The sequence below is a fragment of the Halorubellus litoreus genome, assembly GCF_055378595.1.
This window is the reverse complement of the sequence record NZ_AP043836.1, coordinates 979933-1002708: the sequence shown is the minus strand read 5'-3', so window position 1 is coordinate 1002708 and position 22776 is coordinate 979933. Positions and strand designations below refer to the sequence as shown.

The window sequence follows — 22776 nt, the reverse complement described above, 5'->3', positions numbered from 1 at the left end:
CGCCATCAACGTTCTCCCACGAACGCGACTCGCTACGCTCGTCGATCTGTTCGCGCGAGAAGTGGGTTGGGGCGGATTTGAACCGCCGGCCTCCTCCATGTCAAGGAGGTGTCATAACCAACTAGACCACCAACCCAGGTGGCGTCGGTCTTCCCTGCACTCGTTCGTTGCCCGGGACGTTAAAAAAGGGTTTCGAATCGGTCGCCGTGTGGTGAATCGTCGCTACCGGGTCACGTGCACCGGCACCTCGACGGATTCCGTCGCGCCCGCATCGTCGGTCACCGACAGCGTCACCCGGTAGTTCCCGCGCCGTCGGAACACGTGCTCGGTGACCGCGCCAGACCGCGTCCCCCCGCGGAACCGCCACTCGTAGCCCACGACGTCCCCGTCCTCGTCCCACGAGTCCCGAGCGTCGAACGTCACCCGCTCACCCACGCGAACGATGTACCCGTCGTCGTACGTCCGCGCCGGCGACACGTCGTGCACCGGCGTCGGCGGCTCGTTGTCCCGGTCGCGCCCGAGCACGTGGAGGTCGACGCTCGCGGACGCGGCTCGGCCCGCTTCGTCCGTCACCGCGAGCACGACGGGCTCGACGCCGCCGGCGCGCTCGAACGCGTGATGCACGCGCTCGCCGTCGATGGCTTCACCAGCAACCGTCCACGTGTAGGATTCGACCGGCGCCGTCGACTCGGTGCCCGAGGCGTCGAAGGTGAGTGCGTCGCCCGCGCGCACGACGAGGTCACCGTCCTCGCGTCGGGCGCCGACGACCGCTATGTCGGGGTGGACGTGGTCGCGACCGCAGTCCTCGCCCGGCGCGTTCCGGCCTGATTCTCCTGGTTCGTCGCCGGGCGTGCGGTCGAGGACGCCGAGACCGGTCGCGCCGGCGGCCGCGGTACCGGCGTGTTCGAGGACGCTCCGTCGAGTCAGCGTGCGTTCGAGCATGACGCCGACGCTGGCCGCCCCATCCGCCTTCAACCCTCGGCGCCGCGCGGTCGGGTCCCTCGCGGCCCAATCGCGACCCAGTCGCGTGGCGTGCTAGCATCCGACGATGCCTCGCACCGTCGATACGCTTAAGTGAATGTACGGATTTGTACATCGTAAGACGAAGCCGTTCATTAGTGATTCACTATGCAGGACTACATCGAGCGCGTGACCGACGGCACCGACCTCACACAGGACCAGGCCCGCGACGCCGCCACCGCGGTGTTCGAGGACGCCACCGACGCACAGATCGGCGCGCTGCTCTCGGGGCTCCGCGCGAAGGGCGAGACCGAGGCCGAGATCGCCGGGTTCGCCGAAGGGATGCGCGACGCCGCCCGAACCATCCAGCCCGACCGCGCCCCGCTCGTCGACACGTGCGGGACCGGCGGCGACGACTACGACACCATCAACGTCTCCACCACGAGCGCGATGGTCGCCGCCGGCGCCGGCGTCCCCGTCGCCAAACACGGCAACTACTCCGTCTCCTCCTCCTCCGGCAGCGCCGACGTCCTCGAGGAGGCCGGCGTCGACGTCGACGCGGAACCGCCGGCGGTCGAATCCCAGATAGAGGCCGACGGCGTCGGCTTCATGCTCGCGACCGTCTTCCACCCCGCGATGAAGGCCGTCATCGGCCCGCGGAAGGAACTCGGGATGCGCACCGTGTTCAACGTCCTCGGGCCGCTCACGAACCCGGCGGGCGCGAACGCGCAGGTCGTCGGCGTCTACGACCCCGACCTCGTCCCCGTCCTCGCGAGAGCGCTCGCGCGGATGGACGTCGAGCGCGCGCTCGTCGTCCACGGCAGCGGCATGGACGAGATAGCCATCCACGACGAGACCGTCGTCGCCGAGGTCACCGGCGACGAGATATCCGAGTACACGCTCACGCCCGAAGACCTCGGCCTCGAACGCGCCCCCGTCGAGGCGGTCGCCGGCGGCACGCCCACCGAGAACGCCGCGGACATGACGGGCATCCTCGAAGGTGACGTGACGGGCGCGAAGCGAGACATCATCCTCGCGAACGCGGGCGCCGCCATCTACGTCGCCGGCGAGGCCGAGTCGCTCACGGACGGCGTCGCGGCGGCGCGCGAGGCCATCGAGTCCGGCGCGGCCGCGTCGAAGCTCGCGGACCTCCAGGGCGAGGCATCGACCGCCGCGACGGCCGAAGCGGGCGCGGACTAGCGATGACGCGCACGAAGGTCTGTGGACTGACGCGCGAGGCGGACGTCGACCAGGCGGTCGACGCCGGCGCGGACGCGCTCGGGTTCGTCGTCGACGTCCCCGTGGACACGCCCCGGGAACTCGCCGCGGAGCGCGCCGCGGAACTCGTCGGTCGCGTCCCGCCGTTCGCGACGACCGTGCTGGTGACGATGCCGACCGCACCGCAGCGCGCGGTCGACCTCGTCGCGCGCGTCGACCCGGACGTCGTCCAGTGCCACGGCGACCTGTCGCCGGGCGACGTCGCGTACCTCCGGTCGCGCGTCGACGCTCGCGTCCTGAAGGCCGTGGACGCGGACGACGTCGAGACCGCGAGGCGGTACGCGGACGTCGTGGACGCACTCCTCGTGGACTCCGCGGACGCGGACGGCGGCGGCGGCACGGGCGAGACCCACGACTGGGAGCGGACGCGCGACGCCGTTCGCGACCTCGACGCGCCGGTCGTCCTCGCGGGCGGGTTGACGCCGGGGAACGTCGCGAGCGCCATCGACGTCGTCGACCCGTTCGCGGTGGACGTCGCCAGCGGCGTCGAAGCCAGCGGTGGCGTGAAGGACCACGACCGCGTCCGCGAGTTCGTCGACGCGGTCGGTGCGGCGACGCGCGCAGCACGCGAGGACGCCGCCGGCGACGTCGACGACGAGGTGGCGGCGTGACCGACGACCGCGCGGCGGGTGACAGCGACGCGAGCGACGAGTCGACGGACGGCGTCTCGCTGGCGCCGGACCGCGAGTCCTTCGGGACGATCGCCGAGCACGCGCTCCGCGACGGCGGCCCCGCGGTGGTGCGTGCGAGCGTCGAACTGGACGTCGACGTCACGCCGCTTGGCGCGTACGCGGCGCTGACGGGGCGGACCGCGGACCCGCCGGGGAGCGACGACGACTACGCGTTCCTCCTGGAGAGCGCGGAGAAGGTCGCGTCGAGCGACCCGGCGGGCGCGTTCCGGCCGAGTGCGGCCGCCGACGAGGACGACGACGCGAGCCGGCACGCGCGCTACTCGTTCGTCGGGTACGACCCGGCGGCGGTCGTCACCGTCGACGGGCGCGACGTGGACGTGGACGTCCTCGGGAGCGACCGGTACGAGGACCTCGTCGACCCCGAGGGCGCGCTCGCCGACGCGGCCGCGACCGACGACGGTCCCGGCGAGTCGTCCGCGGACGTCTTCGACCGACTGCGGGCGGCGATGCCCGACGCGGAGACCGCGGGCTTCCCGACCGGGGACCGCCAGCATCTCCAGGGCGGACTCGTCGGGTTCGTCGGGTACGACGCGGTGTACGACGCGTTCCTCGACGAGGTCGGCGTCGACCGTCCGGAATCGCGGTTCCCGGACGCGCAGTTCGTGCTGTCGACGAAGACGCTCGTGTTCGACGACGTCGCCGAGTCGCTCGAACTCGTGTTCACGCCCGTGCTCTCGCCCGAGGAGGACCCCGGGGCCGTCTACGACGTCCTCGAGGGCGAGGCCGAGCGCGTCAGCGAGTGCCTCGCGAACGCCGACGCCCTGGAGACGGGCGGGTTCGTTCGCGAGCGCGAACGCGCCGGGAGCCGCGAGGCGTACGAGGAGTCGGTCGCGAAGGCGAAGGAGCACGTGCTCGACGGCGACGTCTACCAGGCCGTGCTCTCGCGGACGCGGGAACTCGACGGCGACGTGGACGCGCTCGGGCTCTACGAGAGCTTGCGCGAAGTGAACCCGTCGCCGTACATGTACCTGCTCGGGCACGACGACCTGGACGTCGTCGGCGCGAGCCCGGAGACGCTCGTCTCGGTCCGGGGCGACGAGGTCGTCGCGAACCCCATCGCGGGCACCATCGAGCGCGGCGACAGCCCCGTCGAGGACCGCGCCCTCGCCGGCGAACTGCTCGCGGACGCGAAGGAGCGCGCCGAGCACACGATGCTCGTCGACCTCGCGCGGAACGACGTCCGGCGCGTGAGCGAGTCGGGGAGCGTGCGCGTCGAGGAGTTCATGAACGTCCTCAAGTACAGTCACGTCCAGCACATCGAGTCCACCGTCACGGGCGAGCTCGCGCCAGATGCGGACGCGTTCGACGCCACCCGTGCGAGCTTCCCCGCGGGGACGCTCTCGGGCGCGCCGAAGATCCGCGCGATGGAGGTCGTGGACGCGCTCGAGGAGGACCCGCGGGGCGTCTACGGCGGCGGCGTCGGGTACTACTCGTGGACGGGCGACGCGGACGTCGCCATCGTCATCCGGACCGCGACCGTCGAGGACGAGGGCGAGTTCGACCGCGTCACCGTACGCGCCGGTGCGGGCGTCGTCGCGGACAGCGACCCGGCGAGCGAGTACGAGGAGACGGAACAGAAGATGCAGGGCGTCCTCGACGCGCTCGACCGCATCACGACCGAACCCGAGGACGACGTCCCGCCACCGGAGGTGTCGCGATGAGGGTCCTGTTCGTCGACAACTTCGACTCGTTCACGTACAACCTCGTCGAGTACGTCGAATCGTCGCTGCTCGCGACGCGCCCCGCCGCGGACGTCGCGGTCGAGGTCGTCCGGAACACCGCGACCGTCGACGACGTCCGCGCGTTCGACCCGGACGCCATCGTCGTCTCGCCGGGGCCGGGGCACCCGAAGAACGAGCGCGACGTCGGCGTGACGATGGACGTCTTCCGCGACGTCAGCCCGGACGTGCCGACGCTCGGCGTCTGCCTCGGGCTCGAAGCCGCGGTCTACGAGTACGGCGGGACGGTCGGTCGTGCGCCCGAGCCAGTCCACGGGAAGGCGTGGCCGATCGCGCACGACGGCCGCGGCGTCTTCGCGGGCATCGAGCAGGGGTTCTCCGCTGGCCGCTATCACTCGCTCGTCGCGAGCGAGATCCCCGAGTGCTTCGAGGTGTCGGCGACGACCGACCACAGCGACGAGGGGCCGAGCGGCGTGGACGTCGCGACCGACGGCGGCGTCCGCGCGGGCGCGGCGCGCGGCGACGGCGACGCGCTCGTCATGGGCGTCCGCCACCGCGAACACCCCATCTCGTGCGTGCAGTTCCACCCGGAGTCGGTACTCACGGGTCGGGGACACGACGTCGTCGAGAACTTCCTCTCGCTCGTCGACTGACCGCGTCGACCGTCCGCTGAGAGGATTGCTCCGCTACGTCTTCGGTGAGTCCCTACGCCAGGAGCGATGCGACGTCGACGACAGTGGTTCCGGGGAGGCCCAGCGGGTCGAAGTCGAACAGGACGTTCAGCGCGTACAGGATGCCGAGGACGATCGCGGCGACGATACCGACGCGGATGGCGATGGCGACCGCGACGCGCACGAGCAGCACGACGACGACGAGCACGACGAGCGCGATGACCGCGAGCGCGAGCGCGTCGAACCCGAAGGCCACCTGGAGTGGGAACATACCCGATTCCAGACCCACGGCGGGCATAAGTTTGTGGGCAAGGATGGGTGGTCGACGGTGCGCTGAACGCTCCGAACTCGGTTCGATGGCGCGTCGGGACCGCGCCGAGGCGACGCGAGGAACTATGTAGGAGACGCGTCAAACGGTTGGGATGAAACGACGTGGGGTGTTCGAGCTGGTCGGTGCAGCCGCCATCGGCAGCATCGCGGGGTACTACGCCGGGGCGAAGGAGCTACTCGGAATCCAGTCGTCGACGCCCGCGCTCGCCTCGTCGAGGGGGCCGGAGACGAGCACGGAACCGGCGTCGGACGGGGGTGGCGGGCCGCGGACGACGAACGGGGCGTTCGTCGACGAGTTCGAGCGCGAGCGCGTCGACCCGCTGGTCGCGGTCGACGGCTCGGTCGACGAGTGGGCAGTCGAGGACGGACTCGACGGCGAGAGCCTGACCGGGTCCGACGTCGCGAGCAGCGTCGCGTACGACCCCGGAACGTACGAGTGGACGGGCGACCGCCGCATCGCGGTGGCGTTCGAGGTGAACGACGCCTACGAGAAGGGGTCGGCGCTCGTCGACTTCTACGCGGACGACGTCCGCTGGCAGGCCGACTGCGGGGTGGCAGCGGGGGAGTTCGTCCTCCGGAAGTCAGACGCCAGCCGCGCGCCGCAACGCGTCGATCTGGAGCTCGACGCACGCGCCGAACACGAACTGGTCGTCGACGTCACCGGTGCGACCGTCGCGGTGACCGTGGACGGCGACCGCGTCACCGAGTACGAGGCCGCGTCGCCGCTCGGTCCCGGAACCGTCGGATTCAGCGTCCGCGACGACACGGAGACGGCCTTCGACAACGTCCGCGTCGAGGACCGCTGACCGCGCCGCCGGGGCCTGCTCGCCGCCGCCATCGGTGGCCGCGAACCGCGAGGCGGTCGCCGCCACGCCCGTCCACTTTCACTTCGGTTTGGGAGGGTTCAAGTCGCTCGCTCCCGAAGCGTCTGACAGAGATGATCCCGAGTGTCCGGTAGCGACAGCGCCCCAATTAAAACAGGGTTGTGTAACATCAATCGGAGTAGAAATCCGACCATTTATGGTACCCTCGCGTGTACCAAATCTTCGTCTCGAACGATGCATATGACACCATCTACAGCCGCCGAAAACGCCCGCAAGCTCGACGCTGCGGGCGGGGAGGGGAAGCGATGAGTCGGTCGAACGTCGGAGCGGACGAGGTCGACCTGCCGATCAAGCGAACCGAGGGCGACACGCTCGAGGACCGCCTCACGGGGAACGCGTACCACAACATCCTGCCCGCGCGCTACCTCCGCAAGGACGCCAACGGCGACCTCATCGAGGAACAGGAGGACCTCTTCGTTCGCGTCTCGAAGAACATCGCACTCGCCGAAGCCGTCTACGAGGCCGACAACCAGGACGTGACCGTCGAGGTCACGCCCGACCAGCTCAAGCCCGACCACCCGCGGCGCGACGAACTCGCCGAGGAGGTCTTCGGGAAGGGTACCACGGTCGACGACGACGCGTCCACCGAGCTCTCGGTGTACAACGTCAACAAGTTCGCGTACGACACCGTCGTCCCGGAACTCCCCGACGGCGTCCGCGAGCACGTCCAGGAGAAAGCGACCGAGTTCCAGGGGCTCATGGAGAACCTGTCGTTCATGCCGAACTCGCCGACGCTCATGAACGCCGGCGACGAACTCCAGCAGCTCTCGGCGTGCTTCGTCGACTCGCCCGAGGACGACATCGACGACATCCACCAGACCGCCAAGGAGGCCGCGCAGGTCTTCCAGAGCGGCGGCGGCATGGGGTACGCGTTCTGGCGGCTCCGCCCCTACGGCGACCCCGTCGGGTCCACGGGCGGCATCGCGTCCGGCCCCATCACGTTCATGCGGACGTACGACCAGATGTGCGAGACGATCGCCCAGGGTGGGGCGCGTCGCGGCGCACAGATGGGCGTCATGCGCATCTCGCACCCGGACGTCATCCAGTTCATCCACGCGAAGAACAAGGACGTCAGCCTCGCGCACTCGCTGCGCCTGAACGACCCGGACGACTACACGCACAACTCCTTCGCTGACGCACTGGAGGAAGCACGGGAGCTCATCGACGACGAGGGGAAGGTCCCCAAGCACCTCCGGAACGCCGTCGAAGGCCACCTCTCGAACTTCAACATCTCCGTCGGCGTCACCGACGACTTCATGGACGCCCTCGAAGCCGGCGAGGAGTTCACGTTCACGAACCCCCGCACGGGCGAACCCCATATCGCGACCGCGGAGACGAAGGAGCTCTACGAGATGTTCGGGCTCGGCGAGCACGTCGAGGTCGGCGAAGAGCTCTCCGTGCCCGCGGAAGCCCTCTGGGAGGACGTCATCGAAGGCGCCCACGAGAACGGCGAACCGGGCGTCATCTACCTCGAGCGCGTCAACAAGAAGCACTCCTTCGACGTCGAGGAGCACCCCGAGCACCGCATCCTCGCGACGAACCCCTGCGGCGAGCAGCCCCTCGAGGAGTACGAGGCGTGCAACCTCGGGCACATCAACCTCTCGACGCTCGCGGACCTGGACGCGCCGGACTGGCGCGTCTGGTACGACGAGCACGGCGACGACTACGCGGACCTCGAGAACGCGGTCGATGCGTTCCTCGACGAGGCCGTCGACTTCGAGGAGTTCAACCGGCGCATCGAGCTCGGGACGCGGTTCCTCGAGAACGTCGTCACGATGTCGGACTTCCCGGTCCCGAAGATCGAGGAGAAGGTCCGCGAGATGCGGAAGATCGGGCTCGGCGTCATGGGGCTCGCGCAGCTGTACATCCAGCTCGGAATGCGGTACGGCTCCGAGGAGTCCAACGAGGTCGCGAGCCAGCTGATGACGCACATCAACCACGAGTCCAAGTGGACGAGTCACGAGCTCGCCGAGGAACGCGGCGCGTTCGCGGACTACGCGGACTCGAAGTACGCGAACCCGACGGAGTACGCGGACTGGTTCGAGCACCACACCGGCCTCGACGCCGACGAGTGGGCAGACGGGTTCCCCATCCGGAACCACAACACGACCACCATCGCGCCGACCGGCACCACGAGCATGGTCGGGAACACGACCGGTGGCTGCGAGCCCATCTACAACGTCGCGTACTACAAGAACGTCAGCGACGACGTGCAGGGCGACGAGATGCTCGTCGAGTTCGACGACTACTTCCTGCGCGTCCTGGAGGCGAACGACATCGACGTCGACGCCGTCAAGGAGGAGGCCCAGGAGCAGATGGCGTCGAACGCGTTCGACGGCGTCGAGGGACTCGACACCGTCCCGGACGCCATCGGCGAGCTGTTCGTCGTCACGAGCGACCTCGAGGGGAAGGACCACGCCGCGGTCCAGTGCGCGTGCCAGGACGGCGTGGACTCCGCCATCTCGAAGACGTGTAACTTCCCGAACGACGCCTCGCCGTCCGACATGGACGAGGTGTACCGCTACATCTACGAGAACGGCGGGAAGGGCGTCACCGTCTACCGCGACGGCACCCGCTCGAAGCAGGTCCTCACGACGCGCGCGGACAACAAGGAGTTCGCGGACGAGGACGAGGCCGCGGAGGTCCTCGTCGAGCAGATCCAGGACGTCTTCGGCGGCATGGAGGCGTTCCTCGAGAACGACGACGTGCAGGCCGCACTCACCGAGGAGGTCTCGAGCCTGCTCGCGGCCGCGGACGGCGACCGCCGCCGGAAGCGCGACCGGCCCGCCGCGCTCCGCGGCGTCAGCCAGCGCGTGAAGACCGGGTACGGGAAGCTCTACGTCACCATCAACGAGGACCCCGACACGGGCGAGCCGTTCGAGGTGTTCGCGAACATCGGGCACTCCGGTGGGTTCACGAACTCCTTCACGGAGAGCCTGGGGAAGGTCATCTCGACGGCGCTTCAGGCGGGCGTCGACCCGGACGAGATCGTCGACGAGCTCTGCGGGACGCGGTCGCCGAAGGTGGCGTGGGACCGCGGCGAGCAGATCCAGTCCATCCCGGACGCCATCGGCACGGCGATGCGCCGGTACCTCGACGACGACATCGACAAGCCCTACCCCGAGCAGAAGACGCTCGAGGAGGCGGCCGACGACGGCGACGCGGCGGACGCGACCCAGCCCGACGGCGGGGCGACGACCGCCGACGCGTCCGCGGTGGACGCATCCGCCCCGAGTCCGCCCGCGGAGGGCGAGCCGGCGGCCGAGGAGACGAGCGACGCGGTCGACGACCTCATCGCGGCCGGGGAGAGCCCCGAGTGCCCCGAGTGCGGCGGGATGTCGCTCGCGTACACCGAGGGTTGCAAGACCTGCGAGTCCTGCGGCTGGTCGGAGTGCTGACCGCGTAGCAACGTCATCTTCTCTCGTCTTCTTCTCCCGGTTCTCCGGGCTTCTCGTCTTAGTTCCCGCCGAGTCCGAGGTCCTCGCTGAGGTTCGCGTACAGCGTCTCGAAGCTGGTCTCGTCGGCGGCGGCTGCGGCGGCGATGGCGCGCGGTTCGAGCGTCGCCTGCCGCGTCGCGCCTTCGACGACGAGGGTTTCGGCGAGTTCGCCGCGGTACTCGGCGGTGTGGTGCGTGCGGACGACGCCGGCGAAGTAGCCCGCGATGGCGTCGGTGCGGCCGCGGACGGAGAGGTCGACGTCGTCGACGTCCGGGTCGAACGCGACGGCGTCCGCGTCGGACTCTCGGTCCCGGCGCGCGATGTCGTCGAGCGCACCGAGCGACCCCGGCGTGAAGTCGAGCGCGTCGTGTTCGGCGGCGAACTCCGCGGCGAGCCTGTCGAACGCCGCGACGACGTCCGCGGGCGCGGGCTCCTCGCGCGGGTCGGCTTCGTCCTCGAAGGCGTCCTCGGCGGCGAGTTCGGGCGTTTCGGCGTCGAGTTCGCTCGCGAAGACGTCGTGGACGACCGCGAACGACGACTCGCCCTCGACGACGTCGCCGAGGACGCTCGGGACGGTGAGGACGAGCGGCTGCCCGCGGTGCGTCGCGGGGAGTTCGACCACCCACCCGGCGCTGTCGTCGAACGTCCACTCGCCGTCGTACGCGCGAACGAACGTCTCCCCGAGGTACGCGCCCATCCGCCGCACCGTCTCGTTCAACGCCTCGACGTCGTCGGTCTCGGTAGCGTCTCCGCTTCCAGCGTCTTGGTCTGTCGCGGCGGCGAGGTCGGCGGCGACCTCGTCCGCGATGTCGTCGAGCGCGTGCAGCGATTCGGGCGTGTAATCGAGGGTCGCGTCGGGGTGCGCGTCGACGAACGCGGCGGCGAGGTCGCGCGGCCGACTCGCGTCCTCGCCCGCGTCCGCGTTCGCCCCGGGTGCTGTCGCGTCGGCGTTCGCGCCGCGACCCAACAGTCGCTTCAGGGACGACAGTGGATTCATGCCCGAGCGTTGGTCGTGAGCGCGGAAAGGCGTGTCGCGGACGACTCCCGTCAGTCGAGTTCCTCGCTCGCACCCCGCGCGTGGTCGGGGAAAGGTTCACGCTCGCGGCGCACCGACGCGTTCCCGTGATAGCCTCCCGGACGGACCGCCTCCTCGTCGCCGCGCTCGCCGGCGTCGCCCTCGGCGCACTCCCGCCGTGGTTCCTCCGGAACCCGTTCTACGACGGTGTCTCGCCGACCGTCTACTATCCCGGACAGGGAACCGGCCTGGAGACGTGGGGGCTCGCGACGCTCGCACTCGCCGTCCTCGCCGTCGGCGTCCTCGTCGCTCGCGACGGCCGCGTCGCCACCACCTCCGCCGCGGTCGTCGGCGCCGCCGCGACCGTCGTCGCGCTCGACACCGGCGTCGAGGGCGTCATGGTTCCGTGGCTCCTCCCCGGCCCCGGCGTCGCCATCACCGCCGCCAGCGGCCTCGCCGTCCTCGCACTCGTCGCCCGCGACCGCGCGACCCCCGAGCAATAAGCCACGGTCTTCCCGCCCGAACCCCCGTCGTTAAGCCGCAGTCACCCTCCTCGAACCCCCGTCGTTAAGCCGCAGTCACCCTCCTCGAACCCCCGTCGTTAAGCCACCGGGACCGGAACGTGCACGCGATGACCGACGACGCCGACGCGACCGCCGGCGGCGGCCGCCCGTGCCCGATGTGCGACGCCGTCCTCTACCGACGCCACTGCAAGTACGTCTGCCCGAACCACGGCGTCGTCATGGACTGCTCGGACACCTTCCACCTCCAGCGCGAGTGAGTCAGTCGCCCTGTAGCGACGGCCCGTGAAACGCCGACGTAGCGAGAGCGAGCGACAGGGAAACGCCGACCTGGCGGTCGGCGTATGCTTGCCGAGTCAGTCAGTCAGTCGCTTCCGACGGCCACCCGTCGATAGAGCGGGCCGGCGAGGAGGATGGCGGCGGCGATACCGAGTCCGACGACGAGCCGGGGGTCGACGGCGCCGACGCCCTCGGCGGAGAGCGTCGACAGCGAACTGCCGACGAGGATGGCCGCGATCGTCCACGGGAGTTCGCCGACGACGGTCGCGGCGCAGAACGCCGGCAGGGAGACGCCGGTCATCGCGGCGGTCGCGGTGACGGCGTCCGCCGGAAGCGGCGCGAGCCGGGCGGCGGTGACCCCGCGGAAGTCTCCAGTGGTCTCGAAGTACTCGCCCGCGGCGGCGAGGAATCGCTCGCCGGGCGCGAGCCACGACAGCGGGTTGTCCTCGCCGTCACCGAAGTACCGGCCGGCGGCGAACACCGGTATCGACGTCAGGACCGCGCCCGCGAGCGCGACCGGAATCCCGACCGCGACGCCGTACCCGTACCCGACGACGACCGCGACGAGCGTCGTCGGCCACGCCACCAGCGGTCGGAGCAGGTAGCACGCAACGAGCGCGACGCCGAAGACGACGGGGTCGTCTGCGAGCGCGTCCAGCGCGGAGAACGTCGCGCTCGGCGACACCGCGAGCGACGCCACGACGACCGTGGCGACGAGCGCGACCCCGACCGCAGCGCGACGATGCATCACCACCGACTATCCCCCGGGTGCATGAACGTCTTTCCCCTCGCCCCCCGGTAGACCACGTTCGCGTCACCGCGGTGCGAGGTCGCCGGACGGCAGTGGGGCGCGCAACGCTTTTGGCTCGCGGCCGAGGACTCGAAGGCGATGACTGGCGACGACGGCGAGCGCCCGAGTGCGGGCGGGGGCGTGGAGGGCGACCCCGTGGAGGTCGGCGTCGAACTGCTCGCGAAGGCCGAGGACGCCGAGCTGTCGCTCGCCGACGCGATGGACCGCGTCGAAGCGGTCAGTACCGCGCCGCGGGTCGTCCGCGAGATACTCGACACCGCCGAGCTGCGCGGCGTCATCGAACGCGAGGACGGCGTCGTCGCGGTCGCGGGCGGCGGCGGGTACGTCTCGCAGACGACCGACGTCGTCCGCCGCGAGGGCGACTACGACTGCCGGCGCTGCGGCACCGGTCTCGCCACTGGGCACTTCGTGCAACTCGAGGCCGGCGAACTCGGGCCGTTCGGCTCCGAGTGCGTCAGGAAAGTCACGGGCCGCGACGACTGACCGCTCGAGGACCGCGGACGACGACGACGGCCGCCGAGAGCGGTCGATTCGCGCTACGAGCGCTCGCGGAGCTCCTCGATGAGTTGCTGGATGAGCGCTTGCTGTTGCTCGAGGAGGTCGTTCTGTGCGTCGACGCGGGATTCGAGGTCCTCGATGCGGTCCGCGAGGTCCGCGGCCGTCACGCCCGATTCGGTCGCGGGCTCGAACCCGGCGGCCGCGAACCCACCGCTCTCGTCGTCCTCGCTCCCGTCGCTCCCGTCGGCGCCCGCGCCGTCCCCGGCGTCGTCGGTCGCGCTCCCGTCCTCGGGGGACAGGAGCCGCGACGACTCCTCGACGCCGCCCGGAGCGGCGTCCCCGTCGGCGTCTGCGTTCGCGGTATCGTCCGCGGGCTCTGCACGCCGGCTGTCGGCGGACTCGGCGTCAGCGGACTGCGGTCGGCGGTCGGCCGAGCCATTGCTCTCACTCGCCTGCGGTCGGCGGTCGGTGGCGTCGTCGGCCGGTTCCGCGCGCCGCCGGCTGGCGTCGGCGCTCGCGTCCGCCCCCCTCGTCTCGGCTCCACCACCGGCAGCGTCCCCGCCACCGGACACCGGTCGACGTGGGTCCTCGCTCGCATCCGCGGGGTCGCTCGCACCCGAGTCGGCGTCCAGCGACTCGGATTTCTCGTCGTCGAGGAACGGGTCGCCGCTCGTGTCCGCCGGCCGCGACCCCGACCCCGACCCGAGCGGGTCGACGCCCTCGCCGAAGTCGACGCCGCCACCCGCGGACCCCGAGCCGGTCGCCGAATCCGGCGTCTCCTCGGCCGGGTCGACGAGCGCGTTCAGTTCCGCGAGCGAACTCACGTCGTAGTACGCGAACAACGCCTGCGTGAGGCGTTCGCGGACCACCGCGATGTGCTCGTTCGGCGTCTTGATGCGCTGCGGGCGGCCGTCGACCGCGATGACGATCTGCGTCGCAACGCTCCCCTCCTCGAAGTCGAGCGCGGTGACGTCCTCGAAGTGGTACTGCTCGTGGTCGGCGTCCCAGACCGCGCTCCCGACGTGCTTCAGGAGGCGGTCGCTCGTCACGATGAGCGTCAGCTCGCTGAACCGGAACGTCTGCACGACCGTCTCCCCGGGGTCCGTGACGCCGGAGCCGTTGAGGACGCCGGCGAGCACGGGATGGAGGACGTCGTCGGCGACACTCGAGGGAACGGTGAAGTCGCGTTCCCCGTCGATACTGTACGTGAGCGTGATGCGCGTCTTCCGACGACCGTCCTTGACGGTGACGCGCTCTGCGTCGTGCGGGTACGACTCGACGGATTCGTCGCTCAGGAGGCTCTCCGAGCGGTAGACGAGCGTCCGCGACGCGGTGACGAACAGGCCGTCTTCGCCGCCGAGCGACACGCTCGCAGCGACCTCTTCGCCGTCGAGCTCTCCTTGCACGATACCCGGAACGTCCATGCGCCGTCCTTCACGAGAGTGCGGCTTAAATCCGTGGGGACGTCGTGTCGCCGCGGCGACGCGATGGACTGAGACCCCGTCTCGTACCGCGGTAACATGAGAAGGTTCAAGTCCCGGAGCGGACTACGAACTGGTGAGGCCGGGTGGCTTAGCTGGACATAGCGCCGCACTCATAGGGTTTCAGAGATTCGGTGCGGTACCACAGCCTTGGAAGGCTTACGCGTGACCTCGGGGCCCGCCGAGCCTCGAACCTGGGTCATGCGGAGATCGCGGGTTCGGAGCCCGCCCCGGCCACTTTCTCGGAGACGCCACGACGCGTCAGCGAGCGGCTTCTCCACACGAAACGTGGCCGGGAGCGGGCGGAGAACCCGTTTACGGTCCCCGCGAGCGCCAGCGAGCGGGGAGTCGCGAGACGAACGAAGTGAGTCTCGCGGTAGTTCGGAGCCCGCCCCGGCCACTTCTTCCACGAGAGCCAACGGTTGGTGAGCGGTGACGCGGTCAGATACCGTCCGGGTGCGTGAGCTGGTCGTCGGCTTCCGCGACGAGCCCGCGCTGGATGGCGGCGTCGATGATGGCCTCGCACTCGTGGTCCGGGATGTCGTACGCGCTTCCCGCGATGGACTCGATCTCGGCGCGAGGCACCGGGAGGTCGCGGTTCTTCAGGAGTCGGACGACCTTGTTGTACGTCCGCGGGTCGACGTCCGGGGTGTCGCGTTCGCTCGACGACGCCGAGGTGTCGTCGATCGAGCCGTCGGGGCTGGCGTTCGACGCGCTCGCCGTGCTCGGGGTCGACTCGCGGTTCGTCGCGGCGGTCTCCTCGCGGGACTGGTCGTCGAACGCGATGCCGTCGGTGTCGTCGTCCGATTCGGCGTCCTGGATGGGTGTCGTCGGTGCGTCGTTCGCGTCGGCGAACACGCTGTTCGAGGCGGTGTCGTCGGCGTCGTCGAACACGGACGTGGTGTCGTCGACCTCGAACGGCGTGCCGTCCTCGCCGGCGGATGCAGTCTCGGCGGTGTCGTCCGCGGCCGATGCGGTCCCGGTGGCGTCGCGTTCGTCCGCGCTCGCGTCGCCGTCGGTCGTCGTCGACGCGTCGTCGTCGGCGACGTCCGAGAGGATGCTCGGCGGAACGACCGCGTCCGCGTCCCCTGCTCCGGTCGCGTCGGGTTCGTCGCCGGCATCGGCTGCGGTAGCGTCACCGCCGGCGGTCGAGTCATCGGTCGCGGCGGCGCGCGTGGTCGCGGACGCGTTCGCTGCGGCGACGACAGGGTCGAGGACGCGTTCGAGCTTTCGCTCGCAGGTCCCGCAGAGGACGACGGTGGTCTGGTGTGCTGGCGTCGGCGCGAGCGCTTCGGGGACGACTGTCGACTCCCTGAGCGAGACGTCCATCGCCGCGCCACAGAAGTAACACGAGGAGAGGTCGGCCATGCCCGAGTTCGACGCTCGCACCCCACCTAAAACTTGCCACGCCACGCCACGAACATGATTCCTGGAGGAAACGCGGCGAAAAAATAATGCTCCTGGAGGGCGAGTGTCGTGTCATGAGCGAACACGACGAGCACGGCTCCGGCGGGGTCCTCGTCGACCCGCCGACCGCGGCAGCGCTCGCCGCGGTCCCGTCGAACGACCCGGTGAGCACGACCGAGGTCGCCGACGAACTGGACGTCCCGCGAGCGACCGCACGGGACGCACTCCTCGAACTGACCGCAGCCGACGACCTCGCGCACCGACAGGTCCGCGGTCGCGTCGGCGTCGTCGACGTCTGGTATCGGCCGCGCGAGACCGACGAGGCGACGCTCGACGACCGCGTCGACGACGCACTCGCCGAACTCGCCGTCCCCGGTGCGAGCGAACTCATGCAGGACTGGCGGCGCGACGCCGTCCGCGAAGCGTTCGAGCACCTCCGGGACGCCGAGCGAGCGGACGCCTCGGCGGTCGTCGACGCCGTCTACCCGACTCACGAGGCCGGATACGACAGCGAGGAGGCGTGGTGGGGGATGGTCGCACCACGCCTGTCGCGACTCCCCGGCGTCGAATCCGGCGGGGACGGCGACCCCTGGCGGTTCGTCGCGGACGTCTGAGAAGGGACACCGACCGGCTCCGGTAACGAAGCGCGTGCGGACCGGCCGAACGAAGCGCGCGAGTCAGTAGATGAGTTCGTCGTCGTTCTCGACCATGTAGAGCGTGCGCGCCGCGATGTTCACGGCGTGGTCGCCGACGCGCTCCAGGTCCCGGATCGTCAGGAGGAGGCGGGAGACGTCCGCCATGAGCGTCTCGACGTTCGCGCCGTCCTCGAGTTCCGTCTCGATGAGGTCCCGGACCACCATCTCGCTCGCGTCCTGACAGAGTTCGTCGAGGTCGTCGTCGCTCGCCGCGATCTCGCGGCACGCGACGGTGTCCTCGGTCTCGTAGGCGGCCATGGCGTCGCGCACCATCTCCGCGGTGACGTCGCCGATAGCTTGCACGTCGACCTCCGGGAACACGTCGCGGTCCGCTTCGAGCGTGTACTCCGCGAGGTTCACCGCGAGGTCGCCGACGCGCTCCAGGTCGGTGATGATCTTGAACGACGCGGCGATGAACCGGAGGTCGCTCGCGACCGGTTGCTGGAGCGCGATGAGGTCGATGCACTCCTGTTCGAGTTCGAGGTACGTGTCGTTGACCTCGCCGTCGCCCTCGATGACGGAGCGAGCGCGCTCGTCGTCCTTGGATTCCAGGGCGACGAACGCGTCCTGGAGGCGGTCGAGGACGAGTTCGCTCATGTAGAGGATGTCCTCGCGTAGCTCCTCCAGTTGGTCCTGGTAGGTCTGTCGTGGCATACGCGAACCTCAGACCGTCCCCGTTCAAAAATCTTCGTCACTCGACCCCGCTGTTTCTATAGTGTGTATATCGTTCTATTTGACTATATACTACACGTAGTTCTCTAGTGTGGGCGGGAGCGATACCGACGCACTTCGAGCGGGTTCGCTGCTGGGCTCTCGGCGGTATCGGCGGCTCCTCCCGGCATTCTGGCGTCCACGTGGGGATCGCCACCGAGCCGACCGCGTCGATATATAGGAATAGTCGGATTTATGGTCGGCGGTTGGATATCGACTGGCATGGAGACGCGCAAGGTGCAGGTGACCGGTGGGTCGACGTTCACCGTCTCGCTCCCGAAGGACTGGGCGACCGAGAACGGCGTGTCGGCGGGGACGACGGTCGAGTTCTACCCGGAGGACGACTCGCTGCTGTTGACGCCGAAGAGCGAGACGGAGCGCACGCGCGGCGCGCTCGACGTCACGAACCTGGAGGGCGAGCAGTTGACGCGCGCGGTGATGACGATGTACGTCTCGGGGTTCGACATCATCGAACTCGAGGCGAACCGCATCACGACCGACCAGCGTCGCGCCATCCGCGAGGCCACTCAGGGCCTGGTCGGCGTCGAGGTCCTGGAGGAGACCGGGGATAGCGTCGTCATCCAGGACCTCCTCGATTCCTCCGAGTTGAGTATCACGAACGCGGTGACGCGGATGCGCCTCATCGCGCAGTCGATGCTGGAGGACGCGGTGACGGCGCTCGTGGAGAACGACACGGACGTGGCGCGCGACGTCGTGGAGCGCGACGAGGACGTCGACCGGCTCTGGTTCGTCGTCTCCCGCATCTTCCGGTCGACGCTCCGGTCGCCGCGGGCCGCCGAGGAACTCGGCGTGAGCCGCGAGGACTGCTTCGACTACCACTCGAGCGCGCGCCAGCTCGAACGGATCGCGGACCACGCGGCGAAGATCGGGAACCTCGCGCTCGACCTGGAGGGGATGGACGACGAACTCGCGGGCGCGTTCGACGACCTGCACGAGGACGCGTCGAACGTCGTCGACCTGGCGATGGACGCGCTGTTCGAGGCGGACGCCGACGAGGCGACGCGGCTCGCGAACCAGGCGCGCAAGGACATCCTCGGCATCGACGAGCACACGCGACGCATCGACGAGTTGCTCCGGGAGCGCGACCCGCAGGTCGCACAGAGCCTCGGGCTCGTCGTCGACTCGCTGTCCCGTAGCGCGGACTACGGCGGGAACATCGCCGAGACCGCCTTGCAGAAGGCTGCACCGAGCCCCTGAGCGCGCGAACGGAGCACTGGACGACTGCGCGAGCGGGCTGAGGAAGGGATACGCGGCGAGTGCGGACCGAGGGATTTTCGACGCTGTGGCGTGGAGTGTGGGGGTATGACTGACGAACCCGCGGAGCGAATCGTGCCGGCGGTTCACGACACGGCCGAGGACATCGCGTCGATGGAGATTCGAGGTGCGGCGACGATCGCTGACGCGGCCGCAGGTGCGCTCGCGACGCAGGCGGAGGCGTCGACCGCGGAGACGCCCGAGGCGTTCGAGGCGGAGTTGAAGGCGGCGGCGCGACGGCTCTACGAGACGCGGCCGACGGCGGTGTCGCTCCCGAACGCACTCCGGTTCGTGCTCTGGGACATGGAAGGCGGGAGCGTCGACGCGCTCCGGGAGAGCGTCGCCGAGAGCGCGGCGGGCTTCCAGACGGACCTCGCGGAGGCCCAGGACCGACTGGGTCGCATCGGCGCGAACCGGCTGCGGGACGGCGACGTCGTGATGACGCACTGTCATTCGACGGACGCGTTGTCGTGCGTGAAGGCGGCGCTCGACCAGGGGAAGGACATCTCGGCGGTCGTGAAGGAGACGCGACCGCGAAAGCAAGGTCACATCACCGCCGAACAGCTCCGCGAGTGGGGCGTGCCCGTGACGCTCGTCGTCGACAACGCCGCGCGCCGATACCTGGAGCGCGTCGACCACGTGCTCGTCGGCGCGGACTCCATCGCGGCCGACGGCAGCGTCATCAACAAGATCGGGACGTCCGGGCTCGCGGTGAACGCGCGCGACCGCGGCGTCCCCATCATGGTCGCCGCCCAGACCATCAAACTCCACCCGGGAACGTTGACGGGTCACACCGTCGAGATCGAGAACCGCGACGAGAGCGAGGTGCTCGAGGACGCGGAACGCGACCGCATCACGGGCGGTGACCCCGACGACGCGGACCTCGTCGTCGAGAACCCGGCGTTCGACGTGACGCCGCCGCGGTACGTCGACGCGATCGTCACCGAACGCGGCCAGTTCCCGCCCGAGAGCATCGTGACGCTCATGCGCGAGCTGTTCGGGACCGACGTCGGCGAACCCTGGGAGTGACGCGTCGATAGTCGCACGCGCCGGTAAACCGCCGGGAGCGAAGCGCCAGCAGACCGCCTCGTGCGAACGTGCGGGTGTCCCGACCGGAACCTTCTTTCCACTCCCCGTACCGAGGATATGACATGGTTGGTGGCGTTTACACGATTCCGTCGCTGTTGTACGTGGTGCCGCTTCTCCTCGCGTTCTTCGGGGTGGCGGCGCTCCTGTGGGCGATACAGCCCCCGACGACGGACTGGACGGTGGTGTCGTTCGCGCCGTGGATGGCCATCGGGTCAGTCCTCTTCCTGCTCGACGGCCTCGAGGCGTACCCCGCCATCGTCGCGCCACTGTTCGGGCCGGTGACGGTGTACGTGACGACCGCGATATTCGCGGGGTTCGTCTGGATACTCATGACGTTCATCGCCGGCATCCGGAAGGGGTTCGACATCTACTACGGCGTCGGCGTGTTCGGCGGTGGCGTCGCCCTCATGCTCGTCGTCTTCCTGTTCCTGACGGGTATCAACGCGCAGACGTTCAACCCCGTCTATCCGGTGTTCGGGACGATCGTCGCGGCGCTCGTGACGGCGCTCGCGTGGGTGCTCCTCTCGTTGACGTACACGGACGTCGCGCGGTACACGGGGCGGACGGGTGCGTTCGTCGTGTTCGCGCATTCGCTCGACGGCGTGTCGACCGCGCTCGGGTACGACCTCCTGGGGGCGGGTGAACGCACGCCGCTGTCGCGGGTCATCCTCGAGTTCTCGGGGAGTCTGCCGACCGCGCAGTACGTCGGCGCGGGCTGGCTGTTCGTCGTCGTGAAGGTCGTGCTCGCGCTCGTCATCGTCGCGGCGTTCCGCGAGTACCTCGAGGAGTCGCCGCGGCGCGCTCGATTGGTGCTCGCGTTCGTCGCGGCGGTCGGGTTCGGCCCGGGCGTGTACAACCTCCTCCAGTTCACGTTGACCGACCAGGACGTCGTGTTCGCGGCCGTTCGCGCGCTCGGAGGTGCCTGACGTGCGGGTGCTCGTTGCCGGGCACGTGAACTGGGACGTGACGCTGCGGGTCGACCAACTCCCGGAGCCGGACGGCGAGTCGCGCATCCACGACCAGCGTTCCTCCGGGGGTGGGTCGGCGGCGAACGTCGCGTACGACCTGACGCTGCTGGACGTTCCCGCGGGGATCGTGGGGAGCGTCGGCGACGACGAGTACGGGTTCCTCGCGACGCGGGAACTGGAGGAGTCGGGCGTGGACCTGTCGGGGATGGCGCGTGTCGAGGGTGCGGAGACGACGGTGAAGTACGTGCTCGTCGAGGAGGGCGGCGAGGTGTCGATGCTCGCGAACGACGGCGCGAACGAGGCGGTTGCGCCAGCGGACGTCGACGACGCGTTCGTCGCGAGCGCCGAGCACGTCCACCTGACGAGTCAGCGGCCGGATACGGCGGCACACATCGCGCGGGTCGCGAGCGACGCGGGGGCGACGGTGAGCGTCGACCCGGGGCGGCGGCTCGCGCACCGCGATTACGGCGACGTGCTCTCGAACGCTGACGTGGTGTTCGTGAACGACAAGGAGGCGGAGGTGGTACTGGACGCGCCGCCGAAGGAGGTGTTCGCGGGCCAGGTGCTCGTCGTCAAGCGCGGCGCGGCGGGTGCGGAGGTGCACGCGCCCGAGGGGCACTTCGAGCACCCGGGGTTCGGTATCGACCCCGTGGACACGACGGGCGCCGGGGACGCGTTCGCGGCTGCGTTCGTCGCGACGCGCCTGGACGGCGGCGACTACCACACCGCGCTGGAGCGCGCGAACGCCGCCGGCGCGTACACCGCGAGCACGGAAGGTGCGCGGCAGGCGCCGACGAGCGACGCGCTCGCGGCGTTCCTCGACGAACGGACGTAGTTCGGCGACGGCGACCCGCTACGCCGCCTCTATCTCCTTGAGGTTCACGTCCTCGTAGCCGTCGGCCTGCGCGCGCTCGCTGGCCTTCTCGATGGCTTCCTGCGTGTCGAACACGCCGTCCTCGACGGCGACGGTGTACGTCACGACGTCGTCCTGGTCTCCCACCCAGAGGTGCACGTCCACGTCCTGCATGCCCGAGTCGTCATCGTCCTGCGGGAAAAAGGTACGGCGCCCGACGGAGGGTGGCGAGCCAGCGGTCGGCGGTGGTCGCGGGCGGCGCGCTCCCGGCCGGCGTGCTCGCGCCCGGCGCGCTCAGCGGTGCGTCGCGAGCCGACGTTTGAGGCGCTTGGCGGCGTCGCCGGCGGCGTCGAAGTACGCCTTCTCGCCGCTTGTGTTCTCGCCGGCGAAGATGATGCCGCGCGAGGAGTTCACGAGCCCGACGTCGCGGCCGTCGCGCTCCGCGAGCCCGAACTCGACGGCGGCTTCGGCGTCGCCGCCCTGCGCGCCGACGCCCGGGACGAGGAAGGGGAGGTCCGGGACGAGGTCGCGCACCGCTTCGAGTTCGTCGGGCGTGGTCGCGCCGACGACGAGCCCGACGTTCCCGTGCTCGTTCCACGTGCTCGCGAGGCGCGCGACGTGCTCGTACACGGTGCCGCCGTCAGCGAGCTCGTGGTCCTGGAGGTGCTTCCCGCCCGGGTTCGACGTCCGGCAGAGCACGAAGACGCCCTTGTCCTCGCGGTCGAGGAACGGCTGGAGGCTATCACGCCCCATGTAGGGGTTCACGGTGATGGCGTCGACGTCGTCGAGCACCTGCGCGTACTGGCGCGTGGTGTTCCCGATGTCGGCGCGCTTCGCGTCGAGGAGCACGGGAACGTCCTTCCCGTGGGCGTACGCGACGGTCTCCTGGAGTGCGCGCCAGCCGTCGGGGTCCTCGTAGAACGCCGCGTTCGGCTTGAACGCGGCGGCGTGCTCGTGGGTCGCGTCGATGATGCGTCGGTTGAACGCCCACCGCGGGAGGTCGTGGTCCGCGAGGAACTCGGGGATGCGTTCCGGGTCCGGGTCGAGGCCGACCGAGACCGGCCCCCCGGTGGACTCGATGCGGTCCGCGACGCGCTCGAAGAAGCCAGCTGTCATACGAGCACGCGCTCGCCCGGCACAAATCGGTCTTTCCATTCGCCCCCACGCGCACTCGACCAGTGTCGGTCTCCGACCGCCGGGTCCACGAGGCGACCAGGGCGATGAGGCGCCCAGGGCGATGAG

Annotated in this window: 23 protein-coding genes and 2 tRNA genes; 15 read left to right on the top strand and 10 right to left on the bottom strand. The window is 69.9% G+C overall.

The genetic code is table 11. The annotated features are described in order from the left end of the window. Window positions 1-62: 62 nt before the first annotated feature. Together ACZ48X_RS09235 and ACZ48X_RS09230 are read right to left on the bottom strand one after the other, a co-directional pair. Window positions 63-136: transfer RNA gene (locus ACZ48X_RS09235), tRNA-Val, on the bottom strand. Window positions 137-222: 86 nt separating this feature from the next. After that, window positions 223-942 (bottom strand): PKD domain-containing protein, encoded by a 720-nt coding sequence (locus tag ACZ48X_RS09230; protein WP_336352207.1) that lies wholly within the window; start codon window positions 940-942, stop codon window positions 223-225. A 186-nt stretch (window positions 943-1128) separates the two neighbouring features. Between ACZ48X_RS09230 and trpD the strand changes: the two genes are divergently transcribed. Genes trpD through ACZ48X_RS09210 form a run of 4 tightly spaced genes read left to right on the top strand, consistent with a single transcriptional unit; the run spans window position 1129 to window position 5262 of the window. Beyond that, the gene (gene trpD / locus ACZ48X_RS09225) at window positions 1129-2160 is read left to right on the top strand and encodes an anthranilate phosphoribosyltransferase (protein ID WP_336352208.1); all 1032 of its coding nucleotides are present in this window, start codon (window positions 1129-1131) and stop codon (window positions 2158-2160) included. Window positions 2161-2162: 2 nt separating this feature from the next. Next, window positions 2163-2849: a phosphoribosylanthranilate isomerase gene (locus tag ACZ48X_RS09220; RefSeq protein WP_336352209.1), complete on the top strand. Its 687-nt coding sequence runs from the start codon at window positions 2163-2165 to the stop codon at window positions 2847-2849. After that, window positions 2846-4591, top strand: a complete 1746-nt coding sequence (gene trpE, locus ACZ48X_RS09215) for an anthranilate synthase component I (RefSeq protein WP_379762901.1) — start codon at window positions 2846-2848, stop codon at window positions 4589-4591. The genes ACZ48X_RS09220 and trpE overlap by 4 nt, the downstream gene beginning before the upstream one ends. Then, window positions 4588-5262, top strand: coding sequence for an aminodeoxychorismate/anthranilate synthase component II (locus tag ACZ48X_RS09210; protein ID WP_336352210.1), 675 nt, complete (start codon window positions 4588-4590; stop codon window positions 5260-5262). Before trpE ends, ACZ48X_RS09210 begins: the two co-directional genes overlap by 4 nt. Window positions 5263-5314: 52 nt before the next feature. Here ACZ48X_RS09210 and ACZ48X_RS09205 read toward each other — a convergent pair whose 3' ends face one another. Next, complete coding sequence (locus ACZ48X_RS09205; protein ID WP_336352211.1) at window positions 5315-5551, bottom strand: hypothetical protein; 237 nt, start codon at window positions 5549-5551, stop codon at window positions 5315-5317. Window positions 5552-5702: 151 nt separating this feature from the next. Here ACZ48X_RS09205 and ACZ48X_RS09200 point away from each other — a divergent pair, with 151 nt between their 5' ends. Both ACZ48X_RS09200 and ACZ48X_RS09195 read left to right on the top strand, forming a co-directional pair. Next, on the top strand, window positions 5703-6416 hold the full coding sequence (locus tag ACZ48X_RS09200) for a hypothetical protein (protein WP_336352212.1): 714 nt from the start codon (window positions 5703-5705) through the stop codon (window positions 6414-6416). A gap of 323 nt (window positions 6417-6739) precedes the next feature. Continuing rightward, window positions 6740-9892, top strand: a complete 3153-nt coding sequence (locus tag ACZ48X_RS09195) for an adenosylcobalamin-dependent ribonucleoside-diphosphate reductase (RefSeq protein WP_336352213.1) — start codon at window positions 6740-6742, stop codon at window positions 9890-9892. Window positions 9893-9950: 58 nt separating this feature from the next. Here ACZ48X_RS09195 and ACZ48X_RS09190 read toward each other — a convergent pair whose 3' ends face one another. Further along, a complete protein-coding gene (locus ACZ48X_RS09190) occupies window positions 9951-10928 on the bottom strand; it encodes a hypothetical protein (protein ID WP_336352214.1) in 978 nt (325 codons plus the stop codon). Window positions 10929-11053: 125 nt separating this feature from the next. Between ACZ48X_RS09190 and ACZ48X_RS09185 the strand changes: the two genes are divergently transcribed. Then, window positions 11054-11449 carry a hypothetical protein gene (locus tag ACZ48X_RS09185; protein ID WP_336352215.1) on the top strand — a complete coding sequence of 132 codons (396 nt, stop codon included), beginning with the start codon at window positions 11054-11056 and terminating at the stop codon, window positions 11447-11449. Between the two features lie 128 nt (window positions 11450-11577). Beyond that, window positions 11578-11727: an HVO_2523 family zinc finger protein gene (locus tag ACZ48X_RS09180; RefSeq protein WP_336352216.1), complete on the top strand. Its 150-nt coding sequence runs from the start codon at window positions 11578-11580 to the stop codon at window positions 11725-11727. 104 nt (window positions 11728-11831) lie between these two features. Here ACZ48X_RS09180 and ACZ48X_RS09175 read toward each other — a convergent pair whose 3' ends face one another. Beyond that, window positions 11832-12494: a TVP38/TMEM64 family protein gene (locus tag ACZ48X_RS09175; protein WP_336352217.1), complete on the bottom strand. Its 663-nt coding sequence runs from the start codon at window positions 12492-12494 to the stop codon at window positions 11832-11834. A 141-nt stretch (window positions 12495-12635) separates the two neighbouring features. Between ACZ48X_RS09175 and ACZ48X_RS09170 the strand changes: the two genes are divergently transcribed. Next, window positions 12636-13040, top strand: coding sequence for a DUF5830 family protein (locus ACZ48X_RS09170; RefSeq protein WP_336352218.1), 405 nt, complete (start codon window positions 12636-12638; stop codon window positions 13038-13040). 53 nt (window positions 13041-13093) lie between these two features. Here the strand turns inward: ACZ48X_RS09170 and ACZ48X_RS09165 are convergent, their stop codons facing one another. Continuing rightward, window positions 13094-14479: a DUF7115 domain-containing protein gene (locus tag ACZ48X_RS09165; protein WP_336352219.1), complete on the bottom strand. Its 1386-nt coding sequence runs from the start codon at window positions 14477-14479 to the stop codon at window positions 13094-13096. A 137-nt stretch (window positions 14480-14616) separates the two neighbouring features. Here ACZ48X_RS09165 and ACZ48X_RS09160 point away from each other — a divergent pair. Continuing rightward, window positions 14617-14773 (top strand) — tRNA-Met (locus ACZ48X_RS09160). A gap of 204 nt (window positions 14774-14977) precedes the next feature. Here the strand turns inward: ACZ48X_RS09160 and ACZ48X_RS09155 are convergent. Beyond that, window positions 14978-15904, bottom strand: a complete 927-nt coding sequence (locus tag ACZ48X_RS09155; protein WP_336352220.1) for a prolipoprotein diacylglyceryl transferase — start codon at window positions 15902-15904, stop codon at window positions 14978-14980. Between the two features lie 113 nt (window positions 15905-16017). On the opposite strand from ACZ48X_RS09155, the gene ACZ48X_RS09150 reads away from it, so the two are divergent. Beyond that, entirely contained in the window at window positions 16018-16557 is a 540-nt protein-coding gene (locus ACZ48X_RS09150; RefSeq protein ID WP_336352221.1) for a hypothetical protein, read from the top strand. A 63-nt stretch (window positions 16558-16620) separates the two neighbouring features. On the opposite strand, the gene phoU is transcribed toward ACZ48X_RS09150, so the two are convergent. Then, window positions 16621-17292 carry a phosphate signaling complex protein PhoU gene (gene phoU, locus ACZ48X_RS09145; protein ID WP_336352222.1) on the bottom strand — a complete coding sequence of 224 codons (672 nt, stop codon included), beginning with the start codon at window positions 17290-17292 and terminating at the stop codon, window positions 16621-16623. 279 nt (window positions 17293-17571) lie between these two features. On the opposite strand from phoU, the gene ACZ48X_RS09140 reads away from it, so the two are divergent. The 4 genes from ACZ48X_RS09140 to ACZ48X_RS09125 all read left to right on the top strand — a co-directional run bounded on the left by ACZ48X_RS09140 (window position 17572) and on the right by ACZ48X_RS09125 (window position 21516). After that, window positions 17572-18567, top strand: a complete 996-nt coding sequence (locus tag ACZ48X_RS09140; RefSeq protein ID WP_336352223.1) for a phosphate uptake regulator PhoU — start codon at window positions 17572-17574, stop codon at window positions 18565-18567. Window positions 18568-18672: 105 nt separating this feature from the next. Next, entirely contained in the window at window positions 18673-19653 is a 981-nt protein-coding gene (locus ACZ48X_RS09135) for a ribose 1,5-bisphosphate isomerase (RefSeq protein ID WP_336352224.1), read from the top strand. A 122-nt stretch (window positions 19654-19775) separates the two neighbouring features. Then, window positions 19776-20639 (top strand): DUF63 family protein, encoded by an 864-nt coding sequence (locus tag ACZ48X_RS09130; protein WP_336352225.1) that lies wholly within the window; start codon window positions 19776-19778, stop codon window positions 20637-20639. Continuing rightward, entirely contained in the window at window positions 20632-21516 is an 885-nt protein-coding gene (locus ACZ48X_RS09125; RefSeq protein WP_379762907.1) for an ATP-dependent ribose-1-phosphate kinase, read from the top strand. Before ACZ48X_RS09130 ends, ACZ48X_RS09125 begins: the two co-directional genes overlap by 8 nt. Before the next feature lie 18 nt (window positions 21517-21534). On the opposite strand, the gene ACZ48X_RS09120 is transcribed toward ACZ48X_RS09125, so the two are convergent. Both ACZ48X_RS09120 and pyrF read right to left on the bottom strand, forming a co-directional pair. Further along, window positions 21535-21708, bottom strand: a complete 174-nt coding sequence (locus ACZ48X_RS09120; protein WP_227133569.1) for a hypothetical protein — start codon at window positions 21706-21708, stop codon at window positions 21535-21537. A gap of 120 nt (window positions 21709-21828) precedes the next feature. Continuing rightward, window positions 21829-22650 (bottom strand): orotidine-5'-phosphate decarboxylase, encoded by an 822-nt coding sequence (pyrF, locus tag ACZ48X_RS09115; RefSeq protein ID WP_336352227.1) that lies wholly within the window; start codon window positions 22648-22650, stop codon window positions 21829-21831. Window positions 22651-22776 lie beyond the last annotated feature (126 nt).

Excerpts from the sequence above, each read along its gene's own strand:
- ACZ48X_RS09230 (WP_336352207.1), bottom strand. The coding sequence starts at position 942 with ATGCTCGAACGCACGCTGACTCGACGGAGCGTCCTCGAACACGCCGGT.
- trpD (WP_336352208.1), top strand. The coding sequence starts at position 1,129 with ATGCAGGACTACATCGAGCGCGTGACCGACGGCACCGACCTCACACAG.
- ACZ48X_RS09220 (WP_336352209.1), top strand. The coding sequence starts at position 2,163 with ATGACGCGCACGAAGGTCTGTGGACTGACGCGCGAGGCGGACGTCGAC.
- ACZ48X_RS09210 (WP_336352210.1), top strand. The coding sequence starts at position 4,588 with ATGAGGGTCCTGTTCGTCGACAACTTCGACTCGTTCACGTACAACCTC.
- ACZ48X_RS09205 (WP_336352211.1), bottom strand. The coding sequence starts at position 5,551 with ATGTTCCCACTCCAGGTGGCCTTCGGGTTCGACGCGCTCGCGCTCGCG.
- ACZ48X_RS09200 (WP_336352212.1), top strand. The coding sequence starts at position 5,703 with ATGAAACGACGTGGGGTGTTCGAGCTGGTCGGTGCAGCCGCCATCGGC.
- ACZ48X_RS09195 (WP_336352213.1), top strand. The coding sequence starts at position 6,740 with ATGAGTCGGTCGAACGTCGGAGCGGACGAGGTCGACCTGCCGATCAAG.
- ACZ48X_RS09190 (WP_336352214.1), bottom strand. The coding sequence starts at position 10,928 with ATGAATCCACTGTCGTCCCTGAAGCGACTGTTGGGTCGCGGCGCGAAC.
- ACZ48X_RS09180 (WP_336352216.1), top strand. The coding sequence starts at position 11,578 with ATGACCGACGACGCCGACGCGACCGCCGGCGGCGGCCGCCCGTGCCCG.
- ACZ48X_RS09175 (WP_336352217.1), bottom strand. The coding sequence starts at position 12,494 with ATGCATCGTCGCGCTGCGGTCGGGGTCGCGCTCGTCGCCACGGTCGTC.
- ACZ48X_RS09170 (WP_336352218.1), top strand. The coding sequence starts at position 12,636 with ATGACTGGCGACGACGGCGAGCGCCCGAGTGCGGGCGGGGGCGTGGAG.
- ACZ48X_RS09165 (WP_336352219.1), bottom strand. The coding sequence starts at position 14,479 with ATGGACGTTCCGGGTATCGTGCAAGGAGAGCTCGACGGCGAAGAGGTC.
- ACZ48X_RS09155 (WP_336352220.1), bottom strand. The coding sequence starts at position 15,904 with ATGGCCGACCTCTCCTCGTGTTACTTCTGTGGCGCGGCGATGGACGTC.
- ACZ48X_RS09150 (WP_336352221.1), top strand. The coding sequence starts at position 16,018 with ATGAGCGAACACGACGAGCACGGCTCCGGCGGGGTCCTCGTCGACCCG.
- phoU (WP_336352222.1), bottom strand. The coding sequence starts at position 17,292 with ATGCCACGACAGACCTACCAGGACCAACTGGAGGAGCTACGCGAGGAC.
- ACZ48X_RS09140 (WP_336352223.1), top strand. The coding sequence starts at position 17,572 with ATGGAGACGCGCAAGGTGCAGGTGACCGGTGGGTCGACGTTCACCGTC.
- ACZ48X_RS09135 (WP_336352224.1), top strand. The coding sequence starts at position 18,673 with ATGACTGACGAACCCGCGGAGCGAATCGTGCCGGCGGTTCACGACACG.
- ACZ48X_RS09130 (WP_336352225.1), top strand. The coding sequence starts at position 19,776 with ATGGTTGGTGGCGTTTACACGATTCCGTCGCTGTTGTACGTGGTGCCG.
- ACZ48X_RS09120 (WP_227133569.1), bottom strand. The coding sequence starts at position 21,708 with ATGCAGGACGTGGACGTGCACCTCTGGGTGGGAGACCAGGACGACGTC.
- pyrF (WP_336352227.1), bottom strand. The coding sequence starts at position 22,650 with ATGACAGCTGGCTTCTTCGAGCGCGTCGCGGACCGCATCGAGTCCACC.